A 17,883-nucleotide genomic window follows, 5' to 3' on the forward strand; every position below is an offset into this window, starting at 1 on the left:
GACGGCAGCCGTCGGTTTGGCCAAGCTGCGGCGGTATTTGCAAGCAAAAGGGAGCCTTGCCGATGCCGCCCTCAGAGACATCCGTGATTGACTGGTTGCTCGCCTCCGACCCGGCCATCCGCTGGCAGGTGCTGCGCGATCTGCTGGATGCGCCCGAACCCGTCTGGTCCGCCGAACGGCAGAAGGTCGAGCGCGAAGGGTGGGGTGCCAGACTATTGTCCTTTCAGGATGCCGATGGGCAATGGGCGGGCGGCTCGTTCCTTCCCAGCGATTGCACGCGCGAGGAATGGCAGGCGACCGGCCAGCCCTGGACGGCGACGAATTTTTCGCTGACGCAGCTTCGCGAATTCGGGCTCGATCCGCGCTCCCAGAGCGCAAGGAGAACTGTCGCGCTCATCGGCGCCAATTGCCGCTGGGACGAAGGCGGGCAGCCCTTCTGGGAGGGCGAGGTGGAGGAATGCATCAATGGCCGCACGGTTGGCGACGGCGCCTATTTCGGTGTCGATGTTTCGCCCATCGTAGAAAGATTACTCGGCGAGCGGCAGTCGGATGGCGGCTGGAACTGCGAGCGGGCGAATGGCTCGATGCGCTCGTCCTTCCACACAACGATCAATGTGCTGGAAGGGTTGCTGGAACATGAGCGGGCAACCGGCGGCACGGAGCAATCGCGCGAGGCAAGACGGTCGGGAGAGGATTATCTGTTGGCGCGGCACCTGATGCGGCGGCTCAGCACCAGCGAACCGGTCGACGAGAAGTTCATGCAGTTCCTGCACCCGAACCGCTGGCGCTTCGATGTGCTGCGGGCGCTAGATTACTTTCGCGCCTCAAGCCTGCTGACAGGGGCTGCGCCCGATATGCGGCTGAAGGAGGCAGTCGAATACCTCCGCTTACGGCGACTGGAGGATGGACGCTGGCCGCTCGACTGGCGTGTGTCCGGCAGGGCCTGGTTCGTGATGGATGACGGAGAGGGAGAGCCCTCACGCTGGGTGACGCTCAGGGCGCTCAGGGTGTTGAAATGGTGGGATGGCCGGCAGGCTGAACATGCGGTTGCGTGAAGCCGTTGCGACATCCGGCGTTGTCCAGCGAAATAAGTGGTTTAGGCCGGTGTGCTGAAGGCCGAAAGCCTGGCCTCGAACTCTTCCATCGTATCGAGAAACCAGCAGGTCGTGCCGCGATTGGCTTCAAGGACGAAGCTTTGCAGGGCGTTGCTGCCGGCAAGGTCCGCGTCGATGCTGCCGATAATGGCAATACGAACCTTGTAGTTGACGAATTTCTGGATCGCAGCACCTGCAATGCCTGAGCGGAGCGTCAGGAAACCCTCGGGCAGGCGGGCGACCGGCAGCACCACCCAATCGACGGCTTCGCCAAGTGCGTGGCCGATCAGATCGTTGATGCCGCTTTCAGCCGATAACGGCTTGCCATCGGGATTGCGGAGGAGCACGCGAAAGCCGTGCGAGAGCCTGATATCATTGCTCACGGAATGTCCTTTCTGGTCAGCGGAGCGCCTTCAGATAAGCGTCCAGGCTGTTCAACAGTTCCGCCGTATCCGACGGCGTGCCGATCAGGATGAATTTCTGGAGCTGCCGTTCCGCATCATAGGCGGCGTTGAACTGCATGGCGTGCGGATGACGATGCCGCGAGATCAGCATGGCCTGCATCAACACCGTCAGGCGGTTCGACATTTCGGCGGAGAGATCGGGCACCTCGACGACGCTGGTGACATAGACCTCGGCCTGCGGGGCCGAGGCGTTGTTGCTGACACCGGCGAAGGTTTCGAGGTCGGAGCGCAGGATGCGGTAGGATTTGCCGATGCGCTTGGCGCGCAAACGCTCCTCGCGGATGAGCCGCAGCACGGTCTTCGGGTGCAGTTTCAGGCGTTCGGCCGCCTGTTCAGCAGTGTAGAACTCTTCCGACATGATCCGTATTATTCTCTATTATGATTTTCATTTCGGATAATAAGGAATATTTCGGAATAATCCAGATCGATATTCGCCTTGATGCGGATCAATGCGGAATATCCTGCAGCCGCACATGCTTCAGCGATCAAACCGAACGGAGAGAGCCATGGACGAGGCGATCAGGAAGACGATCCAGGCGATATTGGATGGGCAACGGATCATGAGCGTTGCAACGCTCCGGCCAGACGGCTGGCCGCAGGCGACAACGGTCGGCTACGTGAATGACGGGCTGACCCTCTATTTCCTCTGCGGCCGGGACAGCCAGAAGGCCGCCAATCTGGCGCAGGACAACAGGTTGTCGCTGACGATCAACCCGGATGCCGGCCAGCTGATGCAGATCACCGGCCTGTCGATGGCTGCGCATGCCGAGAAGGTGGAAGACCCTGCCGAGGCCGACAGGGTGCTCCAACTGATGCCGGCCAAATATCCGGTTCAGGAGGGTCTAGCGATCGCCATGCCGACGCGGGATCAGATCCGCATCTTCCGCGTCGTGCCGAAGGTGATTTCGGTGCTCGATTATTCCAAGGGGTTCGGGCACACCGATCTCGTCACGCTCTGATGCGGCCTGCCGCACAGAGGCGCGGCAGCCTGGTGTTGACGGCGTGAAGGTCAGGCGCCCTTGGCGACTTTGGCAGCGCCCCAGAGCGAGCCGGGATTGGCCCGGTTGGGATGGAGCGCCAGCATGGCGTCGAACAGTTCTCGCGCCGTCGTCGTTCCCAGCTCAAGCCTGTTGAAATCGCGCAGATATTGCTGGGTCTCGTCGATGATATGAGGATCGTCGTCATTTTCGGGGATCTTGTGGCCGGCGACGACGGCCTTCGGTTTCAGCTCTTTCAGCCGGTCCAGTGTTTCGATCCAGTGCAGCCGGCTCTCGCGCGTGGTTTCGCCGAGGTAGCAGTGGATACCGTTGTAGACGACGTCTCCGCCGACGATCAGCCCGATCGAGGGAACGTGGAGGGCGGTCGAGTGCGACATGTCGGTATGGCCGGCATCGATCGGGATCAGCTTGTGGCCTTCGAGATCCAGGTCCGGTGCTTCAAGGACATCGGCGACAGCCATGTTCTCGGCGATCTCGCCGGGGAAGAGTTTGCGCCAGAAGCCGTCGAGCATGTCGGGTGCGCTCTGGCGGCGCATCGCCTCCACCACATCCGATATGGCATAGGCCTTCGCATCCGGGAAGCGTTTCAGCAGAGCACCGATGCCGAAGAAATGGTCGCCGTGACCATGGGTGATGTAGATCGCCTTCAGCCGCTTGCCGCTCGCTTCCACCCAGTCGGCGAGGGTCTTTGTCTGCGGTTCGGTCAGGAAGGTATCGACGAGCACGGCATCGCGTTCGCCCGAGATCAGCGTGGCGGAATTGGCGACCCACTGAAGGGATGGATCTCCAGCCGGCACATCGCGGCTGAGGCCGGGGCGGCGGATTGTCAGGACATCATAGCGCAAGCTGGGAGTGGGGCTTGAGGTCATGGTGGCAATTCCTTGAAAAGTTGGAGTTAAGCCGGCTGAGCGGGCGGGAAAGCCCTTGATTTTTGTGGTCAAGCAATAAATATATGACCGGTCGTCTTTAATTATTCAAGAGGTAACGAACGTGGAAAAGTCGGCCCGCCGCGGCCCCAAGCCGAATATGCAAATGCGGGAAAGAATCATCGAGGCGGGTCTGAAGGAGATCCATGCCAATGGGTTTGCCGCGACCGGCATCCAGAAGATCGTCGATGACATCAAGGTCCCGAAGGGCTCCTTTTACAATTATTTCGACAGCAAGGAGGCCTTCGGCGCAGAGGTTTCCGATCGCTATTCCGAGCAGGCGCTTGCCCGGCTCGTGGGCTTTCTTGCCGATGCCGACAAACCGCCCCTTCGCCGCCTCAAGGCCTATTTCGACGATCGCGCTGCATCCTTCACCTTGAGAGGTCATACGCAGGGCTGCGTGCTCGGCAATTTCAGCGCCGAGACGGTTGACCATAGCGAGTTGATCCGCCAGCGCGTCGCAGCGCATTTCAGCCGCTGGAGCGAGGTGATTGCGGCCTGCCTGGCCGAAGCGCAGAGAGACGGCACACTGACCAGCGAGCTGCCGGCCGGGACACTTGCCGATTTCATTCTGAACAGCTGGGAAGGGGCGCTTCTGCGCATGCGCGCCGAGCGCAGCGGGGCGCCGCTCGAGAATTTCAAGCAGATGGTCTTTGACGTGCTGCTCCACGGCAAGGCGCATTGAAGCCCATTTACGTCGATTAAGGAGAAATTTCCCTTCCGGTTCGGGCATTTACCATCTTTGCCGACGTCACAGATCGGCAATAGTTCCAGCTTAATTCCGACATGTTCGGGCTGAAGTTTCCGGCATCGATATGCGGGCGAGGGATCAGATGCCGGGCATTCTCATTGCAACCCTGTTGGCGACTGTTTCGGCCAAGGCGCCGATGGAATATGCCAGCGGCGATCTTCTCTTTTCGGATTGTGGCGGTTCGCGGCAGTTCGTCACCGGCTATGTTTCCGGCTGGCTCGACAAATGGAACCGTGATGAGTTTTTTGCGCGGCGTGCATTCGCCGATGCGGCCCCGGATCCGCAGGCGATGGTCAGCATAACCCGTCTCGGCCATTCGGTCGGGTGGAATATCTGCCTGCCGCCGGGCACGACACCCATAGTGATCGGCGAGATGCTCTGCCACTTCCTGCAGGAGAACCCAGGTGTTCGCAGTGCCGAGGGCGACGATCTGGTGATGACCGTCATTACCCGCAGCTACAGCTGCCGGTAAGGCAGGCGTCAGGCGTTGCTGACAAGGATGGCGCCGCCGATGATAAGCAGGGTGCCGGCAGAGAGTTTCATGAGATCGACCTCAGCAGCCTCTCCCAGAAACACCGCGCCGACGGCCAGCGTCACCAGCACGTTGCAGCTCCAGATCGGTGCGAGTTTGGAGACCGGCACGCCGTAGGCAAAGAGCGCGAAGCTGATGAGGCCGGCGCCGAGGGCGAAACAGAGGCCGGCGATGGCGGCAAAGCCGAAGCCTTCTGCCGTCCAGGGCGCGGGCCGCCAGATCAGGGCGGAGATCCCGCCCGCAACTGCAAGCGTCAGGCCGAAGGCGATGAGATAGGCGGAGGAGCCTGCGCCCGATACGGCGCTCTGCTTCTGGAAAATAGCGGTAATGCCCCAGAGAATGGCGGGGGCCACGCCGCCGACGAACAAGGGCCAGAATGCAGTCATGATAAAACTCCTGTCGCACCGGACACGCTGAGGCCTTCAGGGAAGGCGATCGGGATGTGGTGCCACCAGACTAGGAGTTTCTTCTTGTTCTTTGTGGTCTTGTTGTTTTGCTGAAAGTTGGCAGATTCACGCGCCGTCAGCAAGCAGCCGGATGGCTGTCACGCTCTCTTTTCTGCCTGGGCGGTGGCCATGGCGATCTCGCCGACCTCGGCCAGCGTCACCTTCTGGAATTCCCGCTGCAGCGCCTGCTCGGCGCTTTGATAGCCAAGCTGCAGCTTGGCATTGGCGGCGCGTTCGACCGGGCAGGAAGGGTGATCGTTGGAGAGCGGCGCATCCAGAATGGTTTCGCCCTGCAGGGCGCGCTGCACATCCAGAATGGTGATCTCGGAAAGCGGTCTCGTCAGCGACCAGCCGCCGCCACGGCCGCCCTCGGATTCGACGATGCCGTGCTGGCGCAGCGACGCCATGGTACGACGAACGACGACGGGATTGGTGTTGAGCATCTGGGCGATGCGCTCGCTTGTTTCCCGGCCGCCAAGCAGCCCCATATGGACGAGGACATGGATCATCCGCGCCAGTCTTCCGTCTTGCCGCATCTGCGCTTCCCTCCATAGCGTAACAAATAGTGTTACGGTATATTGACTCCTGTTTTCTGTAACGTAAAAAGATACGGAATTAAAGATTCGATGTCGCCCGGAAGCGTTTTTCCGAAGGCGACGGGCTTATTATCGAGGAGGCAGCGATGCAGCAGCGCATGATTGAAACCGCAACCTTGAGAATGAACATTGCCGAAGCCGGCGAGGGGCCGCTGGTGCTGCTCTGCCATGGGTTTCCGGAGACCTCGCATGCCTGGCGCCATCAGATTACTGCACTTGCCGGGGCGGGCTTCCATGCCGTGGCGCCCGATATGCGCGGTTATGGCCGAACGGAAAGCCCTGATGAGACCGGCGCCTATACAGTCTTCGATCTCGTGGCCGACATGGTTGCGCTCGTCGATGCGCTTGGTGAGGAAAAGGCTGTTATCGTCGGCAACGACTGGGGTGCGACGGTTGCCTGGCAGGCCGCACTGATGCGGCCGGACAGGTTCCGGGGCATTGTCGCGATGAGCGTGCCTCTCATGGGCCAGCCGCCCGTGCCACCGACGAAGATCTTTCCGGCGACAGGGGATCACCTGCTCTATGTGCTCTATTTCCAGGAGCCTGGATTGGCGGAAGCCGAGTTCGAGCGGAATGTGGATGTCACGCTGCGCAAGATCTATGGCGCCGCCTGCGGCGAGGCGGGTCCAAGACTGCCAGGCGACGGAACGCCCAATCCGTTTGGCATGGTCTCGCGCGCATCCGGTCTGCTTGCTGATCTGCCCAACGGGGAAACGCTGCCTGAATGGCTGCCGCAAGCCGACCTCGATGTCTTTGCCGATGCATTCAAGGCGTCAGGTTTTCGCGGCGGGTTGAATTATTACAGGAACCTCGACCGGAACTGGGAATTGCAGAAAGCTTTGGCGGGGCTGAAAGTCGAGGTTCCCGCGCTGTTCATGGCCGGTGAACGCGACACGGCCCTTGCCATCCCCGGTATGCGGGAGATTATCGATGCGATGCCAGCGCTCGCGCCTGGCCTCAGGGCGACGCAGTTTGTGGCCGGTGCGGGCCATTGGCTGCCGCAGGAACGGCCGGAGATCGTCAGCCGCGCGATTATCGATTTCGTGCAGGCTTTGTGACCAGTTTAATGCCCGTCATCCAGCACGGCCTCGAGCGTGGCGATCAGTTCGCGGCTGCCATTGCGATCATCGGCAATGGTCTGGAAGACGCCGGCCATGCCCTTGAAGATGAGGGCAGCGGGATCGTCGGCTCCGAGGAACTCGGAGATTTCTTCCATTTCCGCCACCCAGCGATAGGCTTTCGGAAACATGTCCGGGATGGACTGGCGCAGCCGCTTCAGATGCTCGGCCTGGCTTTCGGCCAGTTCCACCTTCAGCGCCTCACTGGCGCCGGAGCGTGCGGCCGCAAGCAGCATGGCGGCGGAGAGGCCGGTGATGCCCTTGTTGATGCCGGCATAACACATCTTTAAGGCGGAGGCGGCTCCAACAGGGCCTTTCACGCGGCGGATCTTCAGGCCGAAGCCGGAGAGGAGATCGGGTTCGCCCGCGAGATCACCGCTGAGGCAGACAACCGGGCCGGCCTTGCCGGGAACCGGCGGGCCGCCGATGATCGAGCCGTCGATTACCTTGGCTCCCGTGGAAGCAAGGCCTGCGGCCAGCTTTTCCATGGTCTTCGGGCTGATGGCATTGAGATCGACGAAGGGTGGTTTTTTGCCGCTGTCGCGAAGCACCGGAGCAATGAGATCCGCGACCCTCTGCGCTTCGGCCGGCGGAACGATGGAGAGGATGATATCGGCCTCGGCGAATGCCGAAATCGGAGCGGCGATGAGGCCCGTTGCGCGGGCGCGTTCGATCGTCGCTTCACTGCGGCCATCGAGAAAAGTGATGACCTTGGCGCCGGATTCGGCGAGGCGACGGCCAACGGCGCTGCCCATGGCGCCGGCGCCGAACAATGCAATGGTATTGGACATTGACGGATGTGACCTCTTTGGCGGGGATGCGGAGAGACTAGGGCGGGATGGTCGATGCCGCAAGGCAGGTGCGGCCTTCAGTCCGCAGCTTCGAGGCCACTCAGATCTTCGAGTTCGCCCTGGGTTCGAGCGTTTCGGCACTGGTGAATTTCAGGATGTCGGAGAAGGGGTAGCGCTCAGTTCCGTACTATCGCGCAAGTAATTCGCACGTTGAAGCATTCATAATCCGGGCGGGTCGCCTTAGCTTGGCATGCCGTCGATTGACGGTTTCGCACAGACATCGCATCGAGAGAGAGGTTTCATGACATTGAGCAGACGAAAACTTGGCAGTCAGGGACTGGAAGTCGGAGCAATCGGCCTCGGTTGCATGGGCATGAGCCAATCCTACGGGCCAGCCGACGAGGCGGAATCGATCGCGACCCTGCACCGCGCCATCGAGCTTGGTTGCGATTTCTTCGACACGGCCGAAAACTACGGCCCATTCAAGAACGAGGCTCTTCTTGGCAAGGCGTTCAGGGATCGGCGCGAGAAGGTGGTGATCGCGACCAAATTCGGCTCACGCTTCGACGGCGACAGGATCGTCGGCACAGATAGCAGGCCGGAGAACATCATCCGGGTTGTCGAGGGCTGCCTCAGCCGGCTACAGACCGATCATATCGACCTGCTTTACCAGCACCGCCTCGACAGGAGCGTGCCGATCGAGGACGTGGCCGGCACGGTCAGGGATCTGGTCATTGCGGGCAAGGTGCGCTTCTTCGGGCTTTCGGAGGTCGGTATCGCCAATCTTCGTCGCGCCCATGCCGTCCATCCTGTTTCGGCGTTGCAAAGCGAATATTCGCTCTGGGAGCGGAATCTGGAGCCTGAGATCATTCCGGTTCTGCGCGAGCTTGGGATCGGTCTTGTGCCGTTCTGCCCTCTGGGACGCGGTTTCCTCGCCGGTGGCGTGAAGCGGGCAGAGGACTATCCGGAAGGCGATACGCGGCGGATCGATCCGCGTTACCAAGGTGCAAATTACGATGCCAATATGCAGGCGGCGCAGATCGTCTTCGACATAGCGGCGAGCAAGGCCGTGAAGCCCGGACAGATCGCGCTCGCCTGGCTGCTGCACAAGGGCGACGATATCGTGCCGATCCCCGGCACCAAGCGCAGATCCTATCTGGAAGAGAATGTTGCTGCTGCCTCTATCCGCCTGGATGCTGAGGAGATGCAGAGGCTTGATGCAGCGCTGGTGACCGGGACGATATCCGGGAACCGTTATGCGGACTGGATCATGGCGACCATTGACCGTTAATCCCGCATCCTGAGCTCATCCGTCTGCATCTGCAGGGAGCCGAGTGTCTCAAGAAAACTCATGCCGAGCAGGCTCTGGTCGAGCCTGCCGTCTTCGGCAACGGACGCGGCGACATTGCTGCGCACGATCGGGCCGATCGCGACCTGATCAAGAGTAACAGGGGCGGCGCGGGCGCGGCCATTGGCGGTCATCACTGTCATGGAATAGGTGAGCTGCTTCGGATCGATGCCGATGCGCAGCGCGTCGGCATGCGAGAGCGCCACCATGCTGGCGCCGGTATCGACCAGCATCGGTACCGACTGGCCGTTGACCGAGACCTCGGCCTCGAAATGGCCATTCAGCATCTTGTGGACGATGACTTCCTGCCCGCCTTCGCTCGTCGTAACCACCACGGCGCGGCCGGGCACGAGGCCGGCGAGCAGGCGGTTGCCGACGGCCATTGCGTCCTGGCGGTAGAGGTAGGCGGTGGCGAGCGCCAGGATGATGACGAGCCAGATCATCAACTGGCGCAGGGTCTGGCCGATATTCTGGCGGCTGCCCCAGATGCCGGCTGCTAGCATGAGAGCGATTGGCAACAGGTAGACGAAACGGCCGAAATCGTCGCTTTCGAGGCCCATGATGCGGCTCTGGTCATTGTTGAGGAGCAGGACGGCAAGGCCGATGACAATGACGGCAAGCAGGAGGATGAGGCGCATCAGCCGATGGCCTCCAGCAGTTTGGTCGATTCGGGAGCGAGTGCCGTGAGCCGCGCGGGCAGGTCTTCCATGATGGTTTCGCGTTCTTCATCGGAAAAGCGCATCCAGCCGGCGATCTCATCCGTTGTGCGGCCGCATCCGGCGCAGAGACCGGTGAGAGGATCCAGGGAGCATACGCGGATGCAGGGTGTTCGCATGGGCGATATATCGGGATTTCAGAGGGCCATGGCAAGAGCGCAGAAGCCTGCGACCTCGCAAATCTGCTGGTTGGCGCCGAGCGTGTCGCCGGTGTGGCCGCCAAGCCTGCGGCGGATGAACCAGGTGAAGGCAAGCGTCGCGAGACCGGCGGCGAGAAGGGCCGAGACGAAGGGCAACAGACCGAGTGTCGGCCAGACGAGGATGGCGGTGATAAAGCCCGCGGTGACGAGGGCGATCTGCATCGTCACCTCGGCGGGGCTGCCGGCCGAGGCTGCGAGCCCATCCGGCTTTGCAGCGGGAAGACGCTGCCAGTGCCAGGCAATGGCCCCGCGGCTGAGTGCTGCGACGGCGGGAATGGCAAGTGCTGCGGCAAAAGGCGATGCTTCACGCGCAATGGCGGCAAGTGCCGAGGCCCGCAGGGCGAAAGAGAGGATGAGGGCGATCGCGCCGTAACTGCCGATGCGGCTGTCCTTCATGATGAGCAGGCTCTGCTCGCGGGATTTGCCGCCGCCGATACCGTCAGCCGTATCGGCAAGCCCGTCCTCGTGCAGCGCGCCGGTCAGGATCGTCTGCGCAGCGAGCGCTACCAGTGCGGCCATCAGCCGGTCGGCGCGAAATGCCAGCATCAGCAGGAAGACGAGAGCGGGCAGGGCGCCGATGACGAGCCCGGCCAAGGGGAAGACACGGACCAGCCGGCCAAGCTTGCCGTCATAGCCGGTAAAGAGCCATGGCGGCACGGGAATGCGGCTCAAGAAAGCCACCGCGCGCGCGGCATCGACCACGATGTCCTTTATCATTCCTGGGATCATTCTCTGCTGCCCCCGCCTCTCCGCAGCGTCTTTGTCTCCCTGCGGCTTTTGGCGCCGTGTGCTTTTTCACATTGTTCGCCTGGGCCGCTCGCTTTAAGAGAGTCGCCACGCAAAGAACCCGATTTGCCGGGAAAAGACAAGAATACAAGGAAAGCCATTCAGATGAGCGTTTCAGGCCTGCCGTTCGACGATTTTCGCGCCCTTCTTCGTGACCTGCCGGGACCGGATGCCCGCGCGCTGGTCGCCGCCCGCGAACGCGACGCGCAGCTGACGAAGCCGCCAGGCGCGCTTGGACGACTGGAAGAGATCGCTTTCTGGCTCGCCGCATGGACGGGCAAGCCGCCCGCCGTCAACCGGCCGCTGGTGGCGATCTTCGCTGGCAATCATGGTGTCGTGCGGCAGGGGATCACGCCTTTCCCGCCTGAAGTGACCCAGCAGATGGTGGAGAATTTCGCCGCCGGTGGGGCGGCGATCAACCAGATCTGCGTCGCCTATGATCTGGGGCTCAAGGTCTTCGACCTGGCGCTCGATTATCCGACCGGCGACATCACCCAGGAAGCAGCGCTGACCGAGCGCGATTGCGCCGCCACAATGGCCTTTGGCATGGAGGCGATTGCCGGTGGCACGGATCTGCTCTGCATCGGCGAAATGGGTATCGGCAACACGACGATCGCGGCTGCCATCAATTATGCGCTTTATGGCGGCACGGCGCGTGACTGGGTCGGCCCCGGCACCGGTTCGGAAGGCGAGATGCTGGAGCGCAAGATCGATGCCGTCGAGCGCGCCGTGGAACTGCACAGCGATCACCTCGACGATCCCCTGGAAATCATGCGCCGGCTCGGCGGTCGCGAGATTGCGGCGATGGCGGGCGCGATCCTTGCGGCACGCATGGAGCGTATTCCGGTGCTGATCGACGGTTACACGGCAACCGCTGCCGGCGCGATCCTGCGGGCGGCCAACCCTTCCGCGCTCGATCACTGCCTGATCGGCCACGTTTCTGCCGAGCCGGGCCATCTGCGGGCCATCGAACAACTCGGCAAGACGCCGCTTCTGGCGCTCGGCATGCGGCTTGGCGAGGGCACGGGTGCAGCGCTCGCTGCCGGCATCGTCAAGGCGGCTGCGGCCTGCCATTCCGGCATGGCGACCTTCAGTCAGGCCGGCGTTTCCGGCAAGCATTGATGCGGTCGGAGCCGCAACCCGACCAGCGCATTGCTTGCGCTGGGATCGGGGAAACGGTATCTGCGTATCCGCTCATGAATGGAAGCGTCGGCAAAAAGACCGGCGTGGAGGAAACGAGGCGCCTTTGACGAAACCTGCCGTGACCAAGGAAACGGGATTTCGCCATTTCGTGGCAGCGGCCAGCTATTCCTGGGCTGGCTTCCTGCGGGTCTTCAGGGAAGCGGCTTTCCGGCAGGAGCTCGGCTTCTTCGCCGTGGCGCTGATTGCGCTTTTTCTCGTCGGTGCCGATGCCACGGAATTCGTCGTCACGACGCTGCTTTTCCTCGGGCTGTTTTCCATGGAGGCGATGAATACGGCGGTCGAGGAAGTGATCGACCGGATTTCACCGGAGATTTCGATCGTCGGAAAACATGCGAAGGATCTCGGCTCCTTCGCCGTCACCTGCATGATCGCCGCCTGTTGCCTTTATCTCGGCTTCGTCGTCGTCAGGCATCTGTTCTTTTAACTTATGGGGGAAGACTAGGCGAAGCTGCGGCGCTTCTTGATGACCGGCTGGGCTTCTTCTACCGCCGGGATGCTCTGCAGCACGCGCTTGGCCGGTAGGATGGCGATGACTTCGGTGCCTTCGCGCAGCCTGGATTTCAGGATGAATTGGCCGTCATGCTTCGCGAGGATCGCCTGGACGATCGGCAGGCCGAGGCCGGTGCCCTGTTCGGCGCTCTTGATGGCGATAGAGCCCTGGCCGAAAGCGGAGAGCACGACCGGGATTTCGTCTTCGGGAATGCCGGGGCCATTGTCCCTGATGGAGATGTACTGGCCGCCGCCGGCCGTCCAGCCGACCTTGACGTTGATTTCTCCACCCTGAGGCGTGAATTTCACCGCATTGGAAAGCAGATTAAGCACGACCTGGCGCATGGATTTCTCATCCGCCCAGATCGCCGGAAGCTGGCGCTCGACCTGATCGTGGATGGAGATGTTCTTGGCGCGGGCGCGAAGTTGCACCATGCCGATGCAGTCCTCTGTTATATCGAGCAGAGAAATCGCCTCTTCGCTCAACTCATACTTGCCGGCTTCGATGCGCGAGAGATCGAGGATTTCGTTGATGAGATCGAGCAGATGCTGGCCGGAGCGATGGATATCGCCGGCATATTCCTTATAGGTCGGATTTGCGAGCGGACCCATGACCTCCGCCGACATGACCTCGGAGAAGCCGAGGATGGCATTCAGCGGCGTGCGCAGCTCATGCGACATGGAGGCGAGGAAGCGCGACTTGGCGAGGTTTGCCTCCTCGGCACGGCGGCGAGCCTCGTCCGACATGGATTTGGCCACTTCCAGCTCGGCGATCAGATCATCCTTTTCCGACTGGAAGGACAGGATCCTCAGGCTGAACTGGAAAAGCCGGTCGCTGATGTAGTTGAAGAAGACCACCGTCATGGTGAAGACGCCGGTCAGAGAGAGTTCCAAAATATCGCGCGACAGGCCGCTTTTTGCGGCAAGCGCGACGACAGCCGGCGCAAAGCCGACGAGCACGGCGCGCGTCAGCATGAAATTCGACATGGTCGTGACCGACAGCGCGATCAGCAGGGTAGCACCCTTATAGAGCGTGAAGCTCGAAGGTTCGCAGGCCGAACAGTCCTGCAGGGCAAAGACCGCCCAACAGCAGCCGCTCAGGAACTGGCCTGCCAGCAACAGGTTGCGCCAGCGGCGTACGGTCTCTGCGGTAATTTCCTGCTTCCTGGCGCGGCGGGCGAGAAGAATATTGGCGGCATGGCATGTCAGCGTCAGCAACGCCCAGAAGAACAGGCTCGCATCCTCGGTGAAATAGGTGCCGAGTGCTGCAACGATGATGACGAAAAGCGGCATGATCGCCGCGCCCTGCAGCACGGCAGTGATATACATCTGCAGTACGTCACGATCGAAGGCGGAGCTGGAGGCATGGCCGGACTGCAGGCGTTCACGCGTCTGCCGCACGGCCTTTGAAACCGCCTTATTGCGGTGGCCGCGCGATTTATCGACAATGATCTTGTCGGTTGATGTGCTGACGCCGGTACTCATGTGCACGTTGAAATTTGTCCCGCAGATGAATAAGAGCTTAACCGGAAAGTCTTAAGAAGATGTTTGCCATCTTTGCCAAGGGTTTGTTTTGCAAGGAGGCAAAAGCGTGGCACGGCTTCTGGTGTTGACCCGAGACGGTGCAACCGCCCTCGCTTTTCTTGTTCTCGTTGCATTAATTGCGGCCAAGCTCAACGACGGGCCCGACATCCAGCACCAGGGCCCTTTTCACGCCGCTGATGGCGATAGCCTCGTTCTCAATGGCGAGCGCATGCGCCTGAAGGGTATCGATGCACCAGAACTGTCGCAGACTTGCGAGCGGCTGGAGCAGGGCTGGGCCTGCGGCAGGCAGGCGCAACAGGCGCTGCAGCAGCTGGTTTCGGACAACGCTACGCAATGCGGCGGAAACGAGCGCGATCGCTACGACCGACTGCTGGTCACTTGCCGAAATAGTGCCGGCAATATTAATGCGCGCATGGTGGCTTCCGGGATGGCGGTTTCCTACGGCGGCTATCAGCACGAGGAAGGGCAGGCGAGGGCGCAAAAGCTAGGGCTCTGGGCCGGCCATTTCGAAATGCCGCGCGATGTCAGGGATCAGGCCCGGCATGAAAGCTCCGGCCTGAGGCGGCTAATCGGCGGATGGACGGGATGGTAATGAATAGTGCGTTGAGCGAGGACCGACTGGATGGGCTGCGCGCCGAGATTGCCGCCTGCCGGATCTGTCGCGATGCGCCGCTGCGCGGCATCGAGGATCAACTGCCGCACGAGCCGCGGCCGGTTGCCGTGCTCTCGTCGCGCGCCCGTGTGCTGATCGCGGGCCAGGCGCCGGGGCTGCGCGTGAATGAAAGCGGTCTGCCATTCGACGATGCTTCTGGCGACCGGCTGCGGCAGTGGCTGCAGGTGGACCGGCCGACCTTCTACGACCGGGATCGATTCGCGATCGTGCCGATGGGCTTCTGTTTTCCCGGCTATGATGCCAAAGGCAGCGACCTGCCGCCGCGGCGTGAATGCGCGCCGATCTGGCGGGATCGCGTGCTTTCGGCCATGCCGCAGATCGAGCTGGTGCTTGCCGTCGGCGGTTATGCGCAGGCCTGGCATATGGGAGCCATGAGGCGCGAGAACATGACCGAGACGGTGCGGGCATGGCATGACAGCCTAGCAGCGCCGGGCAAGCCCTTGATTCTTCCGTTGCCGCATCCGAGTTGGCGCAATACCGGCTGGATCAAGCGGCACCAGTGGTTCGAAGAAGAACTGCTTCCCGAGCTGCGCCGGCGAATCAAAATGCTTGCCTTCTGAAACAAAATTCTTTTCGTCGGCCGGAATCGCGCTATACAAAGAAAATAATTCGAAAAGGACTTAGTTTCGCATGGATCGCCTCGACCGAAAGATACTGCGCCTGCTCCAGGAAGATTCGACGCTCGCCGTTGCCGACCTCGCCAAAAAGGTCGGGCTTTCGACGACGCCATGCTGGCGGCGTATCCAGAAGATGGAGGAAGACGGTGTCATCAAGCGCCGGGTGGCGATCCTCGATCCCGAAAAGGTCAACACCAAGGTTACGGTCTTCGTGTCGATCCGCACTGCAACCCATTCCATCGAGTGGCTGCGCCGTTTCTCCGAGGTCGTGGCGGAATTCCCCGAAGTGGTCGAATTCTACCGCATGAGCGGTGATGTAGACTATCTGCTGCGCGTCGTCGTGCCCGATATCGCCGCCTATGACGCCTTCTACAAGCGGATGATCGCCAAGATCGAGATTCGCGACGTCTCATCCGCCTTCGCGATGGAGCAGATCAAGTATTCGACGCAGCTGCCGCTCGACTACATGCTCCTCGAAAACGCCAAGTCCAACGAGGACTGAGTCGGGCAGGCGCTTTCAAGACAGCGCATACGATTTAAGGCGGGCGCGAACGAATCGCGCCCGCCGGCGAGGAAGCAGAAGCTCCTCTGGAGACTGCTCAGGCAAGCTGGGCGGGGAGAATCAGGAGTTCATCTGTGACTTCTGAGGGTGTTCGTCGAACACCAGCCACTTGACGGCGAGGCGAAACCTTTCCAAATTGTAATCTTCCTGTCATGGAACTATGCGAAGCCACACAAGCCATGAATTGGCCCAGGCGTTGGGAGGCACGGGTGTCGATTCAGAAGGGTGGTCCGGGGGTATCTGGAACACTTTTATAATGTCCGTGCAGCGCAATATCGCGCTTTGCACGATTTTTTATGTTGTTGGCGAAACGTTTAAGCGACGCCAAAAATGCGTGCCTATGGTTGCTTCTGCAACAAAAAGTAGGCCTCAAATCGATTGATGGTCGCTTTCTGCACCATTAGGTTCGATTTCAGGACACTATGTCCTAATCTCCCATCTTTATATAGTCCTTAGCCGGCGCTACAGTTCGGTTGCTTCGCGAAAACGTTCGAGCTCTGCTCCATTTTTGCGGTGCCTTGGGAGGAGCATTTCAGCCGCTTGCGGTAGCCACTGGTTACCGCGGCGGCATTTGTGCGTTAGCTATTTATCCACTTGAAATTGTTGTATAAAAACCACGCTTGGTGCAGAAAGCATGCTCAGGCTGCGGGTTGGCGCCCTTCACGAATTGCTACAGTCAGATGTCTGTGGGATGAACGTTCGGCGGTTCGATCGATCCGCACGCCGTGAGGCTGTTCAAACGGGTCGGCTTTGGATCTTCGGAGACAGGGTAAAGCCCCGATCGACAAAGGAGTGGAATTCTACAATGAACATCAAGATGGTATTGCTTGCGTCGGCAGCAGCATTTGCTGCATCGACCCCGGTACTCGCAGCAGACGCAATCGTTGCTGCCGAGCCGGAGCCGGTTGAGTACGTTCGCGTCTGCGACGCTTACGGCACCGGCTACTTCTACATCCCGGGCACGGAAACCTGCCTGAAGATCGAAGGCTACATTCGTTTCCAGGTTAACGTCGGCCCGAACGCCGGCGGCGACAGCTCCACCAACGACTCGAGCTGGGATGCTGTAACCCGTGGTCAGGTTCAGTTCACGGCCAAGAGCGACACCGAATACGGTCCGCTCACCGGCGTGATCGTTCTCCAGGCCAATGCTGACAACGCATCCAGCCAGGAAACGATCCTTGACTCCGCTTACCTCGACGTCGCGGGCTTCCGCGCTGGTCTCTTCTACTCCTGGTGGGACGATGGTCTCTCCGGCGAAACGGACGATATCGGTTCTGTCGTAACGCTGCATAACTCCATCCGTTATCAGTACGAAACCGGTTCCTTCTACGCTGGCCTCAGCGTTGACGAACTGGAAGACGGCGTCTTCAAGGCTGACGAAGCTCCGAACAATGTCGGCGTTGCCTTCGGCATCGGCGGCACGGCTGGCGCCTTCAGCTACCAGGTTACTGGCGGCTGGGACTTCGACAACGAAGACGGCGCAATCCGCGCAATGGGTACGGCTGAAATTGGTCCGGGCACGCTCGGCCTCGCTGCTGTCTACTCCAGCGGCCCGAACTCCTACTACTCGTCTGCTGAATGGGCAGTTGCTGCCGAATACGCCATCAAGGCAACGGACAAGCTGAAGATCACCCCTGGTGTTCAGTACTACGGCAACTACTTCGGCGGCAGCAAGGCTGTTCCGGATGACTTCGACGGTCTCGGCGATGCTTGGAAGGCCGGTCTGACGGTCGACTACCAGATCGTCGACAACTTCTACGCCAAGGCTTCCGTCCAGTACCTGGATCCGGAAGATGGCGACGACGTCACGACCGGCTACTTCCGTCTGCAGCGCTCGTTCTAATCTGAGCGACGGAACCCCCGGCCTTGCGCCGGGGGTCTCCTAACCCCACGAGTTTCTGATCAGAATGACCTCCGATCAGTAACGAGGGACTGGTCCGGTTTTCCCTGCTGGGCCAGTCCTTTGCAGTTAAAGTCGTTATGAAGCCAGGAGCGCCGCCACGCTTACCTGTTTCATCTTGCCGGAAG

The 17,883-nt window shown here is 60.9% G+C and carries 22 protein-coding genes; 12 read left to right on the forward strand and 10 right to left on the reverse strand.

The window, feature by feature from the left end; all coding sequences use genetic code 11:
• Nucleotides 1-62 precede the first annotated feature (62 nt).
• On the forward strand, nt 63-1,055 hold the full coding sequence (locus AC1DTN_RS19420) for a squalene cyclase (protein WP_477922163.1): 993 nt from the start codon (nt 63-65) through the stop codon (nt 1,053-1,055).
• A gap of 41 nt (nt 1,056-1,096) precedes the next feature.
• Here AC1DTN_RS19420 and AC1DTN_RS19425 read toward each other — a convergent pair whose 3' ends face one another.
• Together AC1DTN_RS19425 and AC1DTN_RS19430 are read right to left on the reverse strand one after the other, a co-directional pair.
• A complete protein-coding gene (locus AC1DTN_RS19425) occupies nt 1,097-1,477 on the reverse strand; it encodes a DUF4180 domain-containing protein (protein WP_477922165.1) in 381 nt (126 codons plus the stop codon).
• Nucleotides 1,478-1,493: 16 nt separating this feature from the next.
• Entirely contained in the window at nt 1,494-1,916 is a 423-nt protein-coding gene (locus AC1DTN_RS19430) for a helix-turn-helix domain-containing protein (RefSeq protein WP_477922167.1), read from the reverse strand.
• Between the two features lie 148 nt (nt 1,917-2,064).
• On the opposite strand from AC1DTN_RS19430, the gene AC1DTN_RS19435 reads away from it, so the two are divergent.
• Complete coding sequence (locus tag AC1DTN_RS19435) at nt 2,065-2,517, forward strand: pyridoxamine 5'-phosphate oxidase family protein (RefSeq protein WP_477922169.1); 453 nt, start codon at nt 2,065-2,067, stop codon at nt 2,515-2,517.
• Nucleotides 2,518-2,567: 50 nt separating this feature from the next.
• On the opposite strand, the gene AC1DTN_RS19440 is transcribed toward AC1DTN_RS19435, so the two are convergent.
• Complete coding sequence (locus AC1DTN_RS19440; protein ID WP_477922171.1) at nt 2,568-3,425, reverse strand: MBL fold metallo-hydrolase; 858 nt, start codon at nt 3,423-3,425, stop codon at nt 2,568-2,570.
• A gap of 163 nt (nt 3,426-3,588) precedes the next feature.
• On the opposite strand from AC1DTN_RS19440, the gene AC1DTN_RS19445 reads away from it, so the two are divergent.
• Both AC1DTN_RS19445 and AC1DTN_RS19450 read left to right on the forward strand, forming a co-directional pair.
• Nucleotides 3,589-4,167, forward strand: a complete 579-nt coding sequence (locus tag AC1DTN_RS19445) for a TetR/AcrR family transcriptional regulator (protein ID WP_477922172.1) — start codon at nt 3,589-3,591, stop codon at nt 4,165-4,167.
• A 148-nt stretch (nt 4,168-4,315) separates the two neighbouring features.
• Nucleotides 4,316-4,705: a Rap1a/Tai family immunity protein gene (locus tag AC1DTN_RS19450; protein WP_477922174.1), complete on the forward strand. Its 390-nt coding sequence runs from the start codon at nt 4,316-4,318 to the stop codon at nt 4,703-4,705.
• An 8-nt stretch (nt 4,706-4,713) separates the two neighbouring features.
• Here the strand turns inward: AC1DTN_RS19450 and AC1DTN_RS19455 are convergent, their stop codons facing one another.
• Nucleotides 4,714-5,151, reverse strand: coding sequence for a hypothetical protein (locus AC1DTN_RS19455; RefSeq protein ID WP_477922176.1), 438 nt, complete (start codon nt 5,149-5,151; stop codon nt 4,714-4,716).
• A gap of 158 nt (nt 5,152-5,309) precedes the next feature.
• Complete coding sequence (locus tag AC1DTN_RS19460) at nt 5,310-5,747, reverse strand: Rrf2 family transcriptional regulator (protein ID WP_477922178.1); 438 nt, start codon at nt 5,745-5,747, stop codon at nt 5,310-5,312.
• 146 nt (nt 5,748-5,893) lie between these two features.
• On the opposite strand from AC1DTN_RS19460, the gene AC1DTN_RS19465 reads away from it, so the two are divergent.
• Nucleotides 5,894-6,865 carry an alpha/beta fold hydrolase gene (locus AC1DTN_RS19465; RefSeq protein ID WP_477922180.1) on the forward strand — a complete coding sequence of 324 codons (972 nt, stop codon included), beginning with the start codon at nt 5,894-5,896 and terminating at the stop codon, nt 6,863-6,865.
• 5 nt (nt 6,866-6,870) lie between these two features.
• Here the strand turns inward: AC1DTN_RS19465 and AC1DTN_RS19470 are convergent, their stop codons facing one another.
• The gene (locus tag AC1DTN_RS19470) at nt 6,871-7,716 is read right to left on the reverse strand and encodes an NAD(P)-dependent oxidoreductase (protein WP_477922181.1); all 846 of its coding nucleotides are present in this window, start codon (nt 7,714-7,716) and stop codon (nt 6,871-6,873) included.
• Between the two features lie 301 nt (nt 7,717-8,017).
• On the opposite strand from AC1DTN_RS19470, the gene AC1DTN_RS19475 reads away from it, so the two are divergent.
• Nucleotides 8,018-9,007: an aldo/keto reductase gene (locus AC1DTN_RS19475; protein WP_477922183.1), complete on the forward strand. Its 990-nt coding sequence runs from the start codon at nt 8,018-8,020 to the stop codon at nt 9,005-9,007.
• On the opposite strand, the gene AC1DTN_RS19480 is transcribed toward AC1DTN_RS19475, so the two are convergent.
• Genes AC1DTN_RS19480 through AC1DTN_RS19490 form a run of 3 tightly spaced genes read right to left on the reverse strand, consistent with a single transcriptional unit; the run spans nt 9,004 to nt 10,697 of the window.
• Nucleotides 9,004-9,702 carry a TIGR02281 family clan AA aspartic protease gene (locus AC1DTN_RS19480; RefSeq protein WP_405049769.1) on the reverse strand — a complete coding sequence of 233 codons (699 nt, stop codon included), beginning with the start codon at nt 9,700-9,702 and terminating at the stop codon, nt 9,004-9,006. The genes AC1DTN_RS19475 and AC1DTN_RS19480 overlap by 4 nt on opposite strands.
• Complete coding sequence (locus AC1DTN_RS19485; RefSeq protein ID WP_439015209.1) at nt 9,702-9,899, reverse strand: DUF1289 domain-containing protein; 198 nt, start codon at nt 9,897-9,899, stop codon at nt 9,702-9,704. Before AC1DTN_RS19485 ends, AC1DTN_RS19480 begins: the two co-directional genes overlap by 1 nt.
• Nucleotides 9,900-9,917: 18 nt before the next feature.
• A complete protein-coding gene (locus AC1DTN_RS19490) occupies nt 9,918-10,697 on the reverse strand; it encodes an adenosylcobinamide-GDP ribazoletransferase (protein ID WP_442205741.1) in 780 nt (259 codons plus the stop codon).
• Between the two features lie 174 nt (nt 10,698-10,871).
• On the opposite strand from AC1DTN_RS19490, the gene cobT reads away from it, so the two are divergent.
• Both cobT and AC1DTN_RS19500 read left to right on the forward strand, forming a co-directional pair.
• Nucleotides 10,872-11,888, forward strand: coding sequence for a nicotinate-nucleotide--dimethylbenzimidazole phosphoribosyltransferase (gene cobT / locus AC1DTN_RS19495; RefSeq protein WP_183734779.1), 1,017 nt, complete (start codon nt 10,872-10,874; stop codon nt 11,886-11,888).
• Nucleotides 11,889-12,012: 124 nt separating this feature from the next.
• Nucleotides 12,013-12,393, forward strand: coding sequence for a diacylglycerol kinase (locus AC1DTN_RS19500; RefSeq protein WP_442205743.1), 381 nt, complete (start codon nt 12,013-12,015; stop codon nt 12,391-12,393).
• 14 nt (nt 12,394-12,407) lie between these two features.
• Here the strand turns inward: AC1DTN_RS19500 and AC1DTN_RS19505 are convergent, their stop codons facing one another.
• Complete coding sequence (locus AC1DTN_RS19505) at nt 12,408-13,943, reverse strand: sensor histidine kinase (RefSeq protein WP_477922280.1); 1,536 nt, start codon at nt 13,941-13,943, stop codon at nt 12,408-12,410.
• 106 nt (nt 13,944-14,049) lie between these two features.
• Between AC1DTN_RS19505 and AC1DTN_RS19510 the strand changes: the two genes are divergently transcribed.
• From AC1DTN_RS19510 to AC1DTN_RS19525, 4 genes are all read left to right on the forward strand, one after another.
• The gene (locus AC1DTN_RS19510; RefSeq protein ID WP_477922186.1) at nt 14,050-14,595 is read left to right on the forward strand and encodes a thermonuclease family protein; all 546 of its coding nucleotides are present in this window, start codon (nt 14,050-14,052) and stop codon (nt 14,593-14,595) included.
• Complete coding sequence (locus AC1DTN_RS19515; protein ID WP_477922282.1) at nt 14,595-15,236, forward strand: uracil-DNA glycosylase family protein; 642 nt, start codon at nt 14,595-14,597, stop codon at nt 15,234-15,236. The genes AC1DTN_RS19510 and AC1DTN_RS19515 overlap by 1 nt, the downstream gene beginning before the upstream one ends.
• A 70-nt stretch (nt 15,237-15,306) precedes the next feature.
• Nucleotides 15,307-15,795 carry an Lrp/AsnC family transcriptional regulator gene (locus tag AC1DTN_RS19520; RefSeq protein WP_007816294.1) on the forward strand — a complete coding sequence of 163 codons (489 nt, stop codon included), beginning with the start codon at nt 15,307-15,309 and terminating at the stop codon, nt 15,793-15,795.
• Nucleotides 15,796-16,660: 865 nt separating this feature from the next.
• The gene (locus AC1DTN_RS19525) at nt 16,661-17,698 is read left to right on the forward strand and encodes a porin (RefSeq protein WP_183884997.1); all 1,038 of its coding nucleotides are present in this window, start codon (nt 16,661-16,663) and stop codon (nt 17,696-17,698) included.
• The last annotated feature ends 185 nt before the right edge of the window (nt 17,699-17,883 follow it).

It is taken from the genome of Rhizobium sp. 01T444, assembly GCF_056398305.1.

Excerpts from the sequence above, each read along its gene's own strand:
- AC1DTN_RS19420 (WP_477922163.1), top strand. The coding sequence starts at position 63 with ATGCCGCCCTCAGAGACATCCGTGATTGACTGGTTGCTCGCCTCCGAC.
- AC1DTN_RS19430 (WP_477922167.1), bottom strand. The coding sequence starts at position 1,916 with ATGTCGGAAGAGTTCTACACTGCTGAACAGGCGGCCGAACGCCTGAAA.
- AC1DTN_RS19435 (WP_477922169.1), top strand. The coding sequence starts at position 2,065 with ATGGACGAGGCGATCAGGAAGACGATCCAGGCGATATTGGATGGGCAA.
- AC1DTN_RS19440 (WP_477922171.1), bottom strand. The coding sequence starts at position 3,425 with ATGACCTCAAGCCCCACTCCCAGCTTGCGCTATGATGTCCTGACAATC.
- AC1DTN_RS19445 (WP_477922172.1), top strand. The coding sequence starts at position 3,589 with ATGCGGGAAAGAATCATCGAGGCGGGTCTGAAGGAGATCCATGCCAAT.
- AC1DTN_RS19450 (WP_477922174.1), top strand. The coding sequence starts at position 4,316 with ATGCCGGGCATTCTCATTGCAACCCTGTTGGCGACTGTTTCGGCCAAG.
- AC1DTN_RS19455 (WP_477922176.1), bottom strand. The coding sequence starts at position 5,151 with ATGACTGCATTCTGGCCCTTGTTCGTCGGCGGCGTGGCCCCCGCCATT.
- AC1DTN_RS19460 (WP_477922178.1), bottom strand. The coding sequence starts at position 5,747 with ATGCGGCAAGACGGAAGACTGGCGCGGATGATCCATGTCCTCGTCCAT.
- AC1DTN_RS19465 (WP_477922180.1), top strand. The coding sequence starts at position 5,894 with ATGCAGCAGCGCATGATTGAAACCGCAACCTTGAGAATGAACATTGCC.
- AC1DTN_RS19470 (WP_477922181.1), bottom strand. The coding sequence starts at position 7,716 with ATGTCCAATACCATTGCATTGTTCGGCGCCGGCGCCATGGGCAGCGCC.
- AC1DTN_RS19475 (WP_477922183.1), top strand. The coding sequence starts at position 8,018 with ATGACATTGAGCAGACGAAAACTTGGCAGTCAGGGACTGGAAGTCGGA.
- AC1DTN_RS19480 (WP_405049769.1), bottom strand. The coding sequence starts at position 9,702 with ATGCGCCTCATCCTCCTGCTTGCCGTCATTGTCATCGGCCTTGCCGTC.
- AC1DTN_RS19485 (WP_439015209.1), bottom strand. The coding sequence starts at position 9,899 with ATGCGAACACCCTGCATCCGCGTATGCTCCCTGGATCCTCTCACCGGT.
- AC1DTN_RS19490 (WP_442205741.1), bottom strand. The coding sequence starts at position 10,697 with ATGATAAAGGACATCGTGGTCGATGCCGCGCGCGCGGTGGCTTTCTTG.
- cobT (WP_183734779.1), top strand. The coding sequence starts at position 10,872 with ATGAGCGTTTCAGGCCTGCCGTTCGACGATTTTCGCGCCCTTCTTCGT.
- AC1DTN_RS19505 (WP_477922280.1), bottom strand. The coding sequence starts at position 13,943 with ATGAGTACCGGCGTCAGCACATCAACCGACAAGATCATTGTCGATAAA.
- AC1DTN_RS19515 (WP_477922282.1), top strand. The coding sequence starts at position 14,595 with ATGAATAGTGCGTTGAGCGAGGACCGACTGGATGGGCTGCGCGCCGAG.
- AC1DTN_RS19520 (WP_007816294.1), top strand. The coding sequence starts at position 15,307 with ATGGATCGCCTCGACCGAAAGATACTGCGCCTGCTCCAGGAAGATTCG.
- AC1DTN_RS19525 (WP_183884997.1), top strand. The coding sequence starts at position 16,661 with ATGAACATCAAGATGGTATTGCTTGCGTCGGCAGCAGCATTTGCTGCA.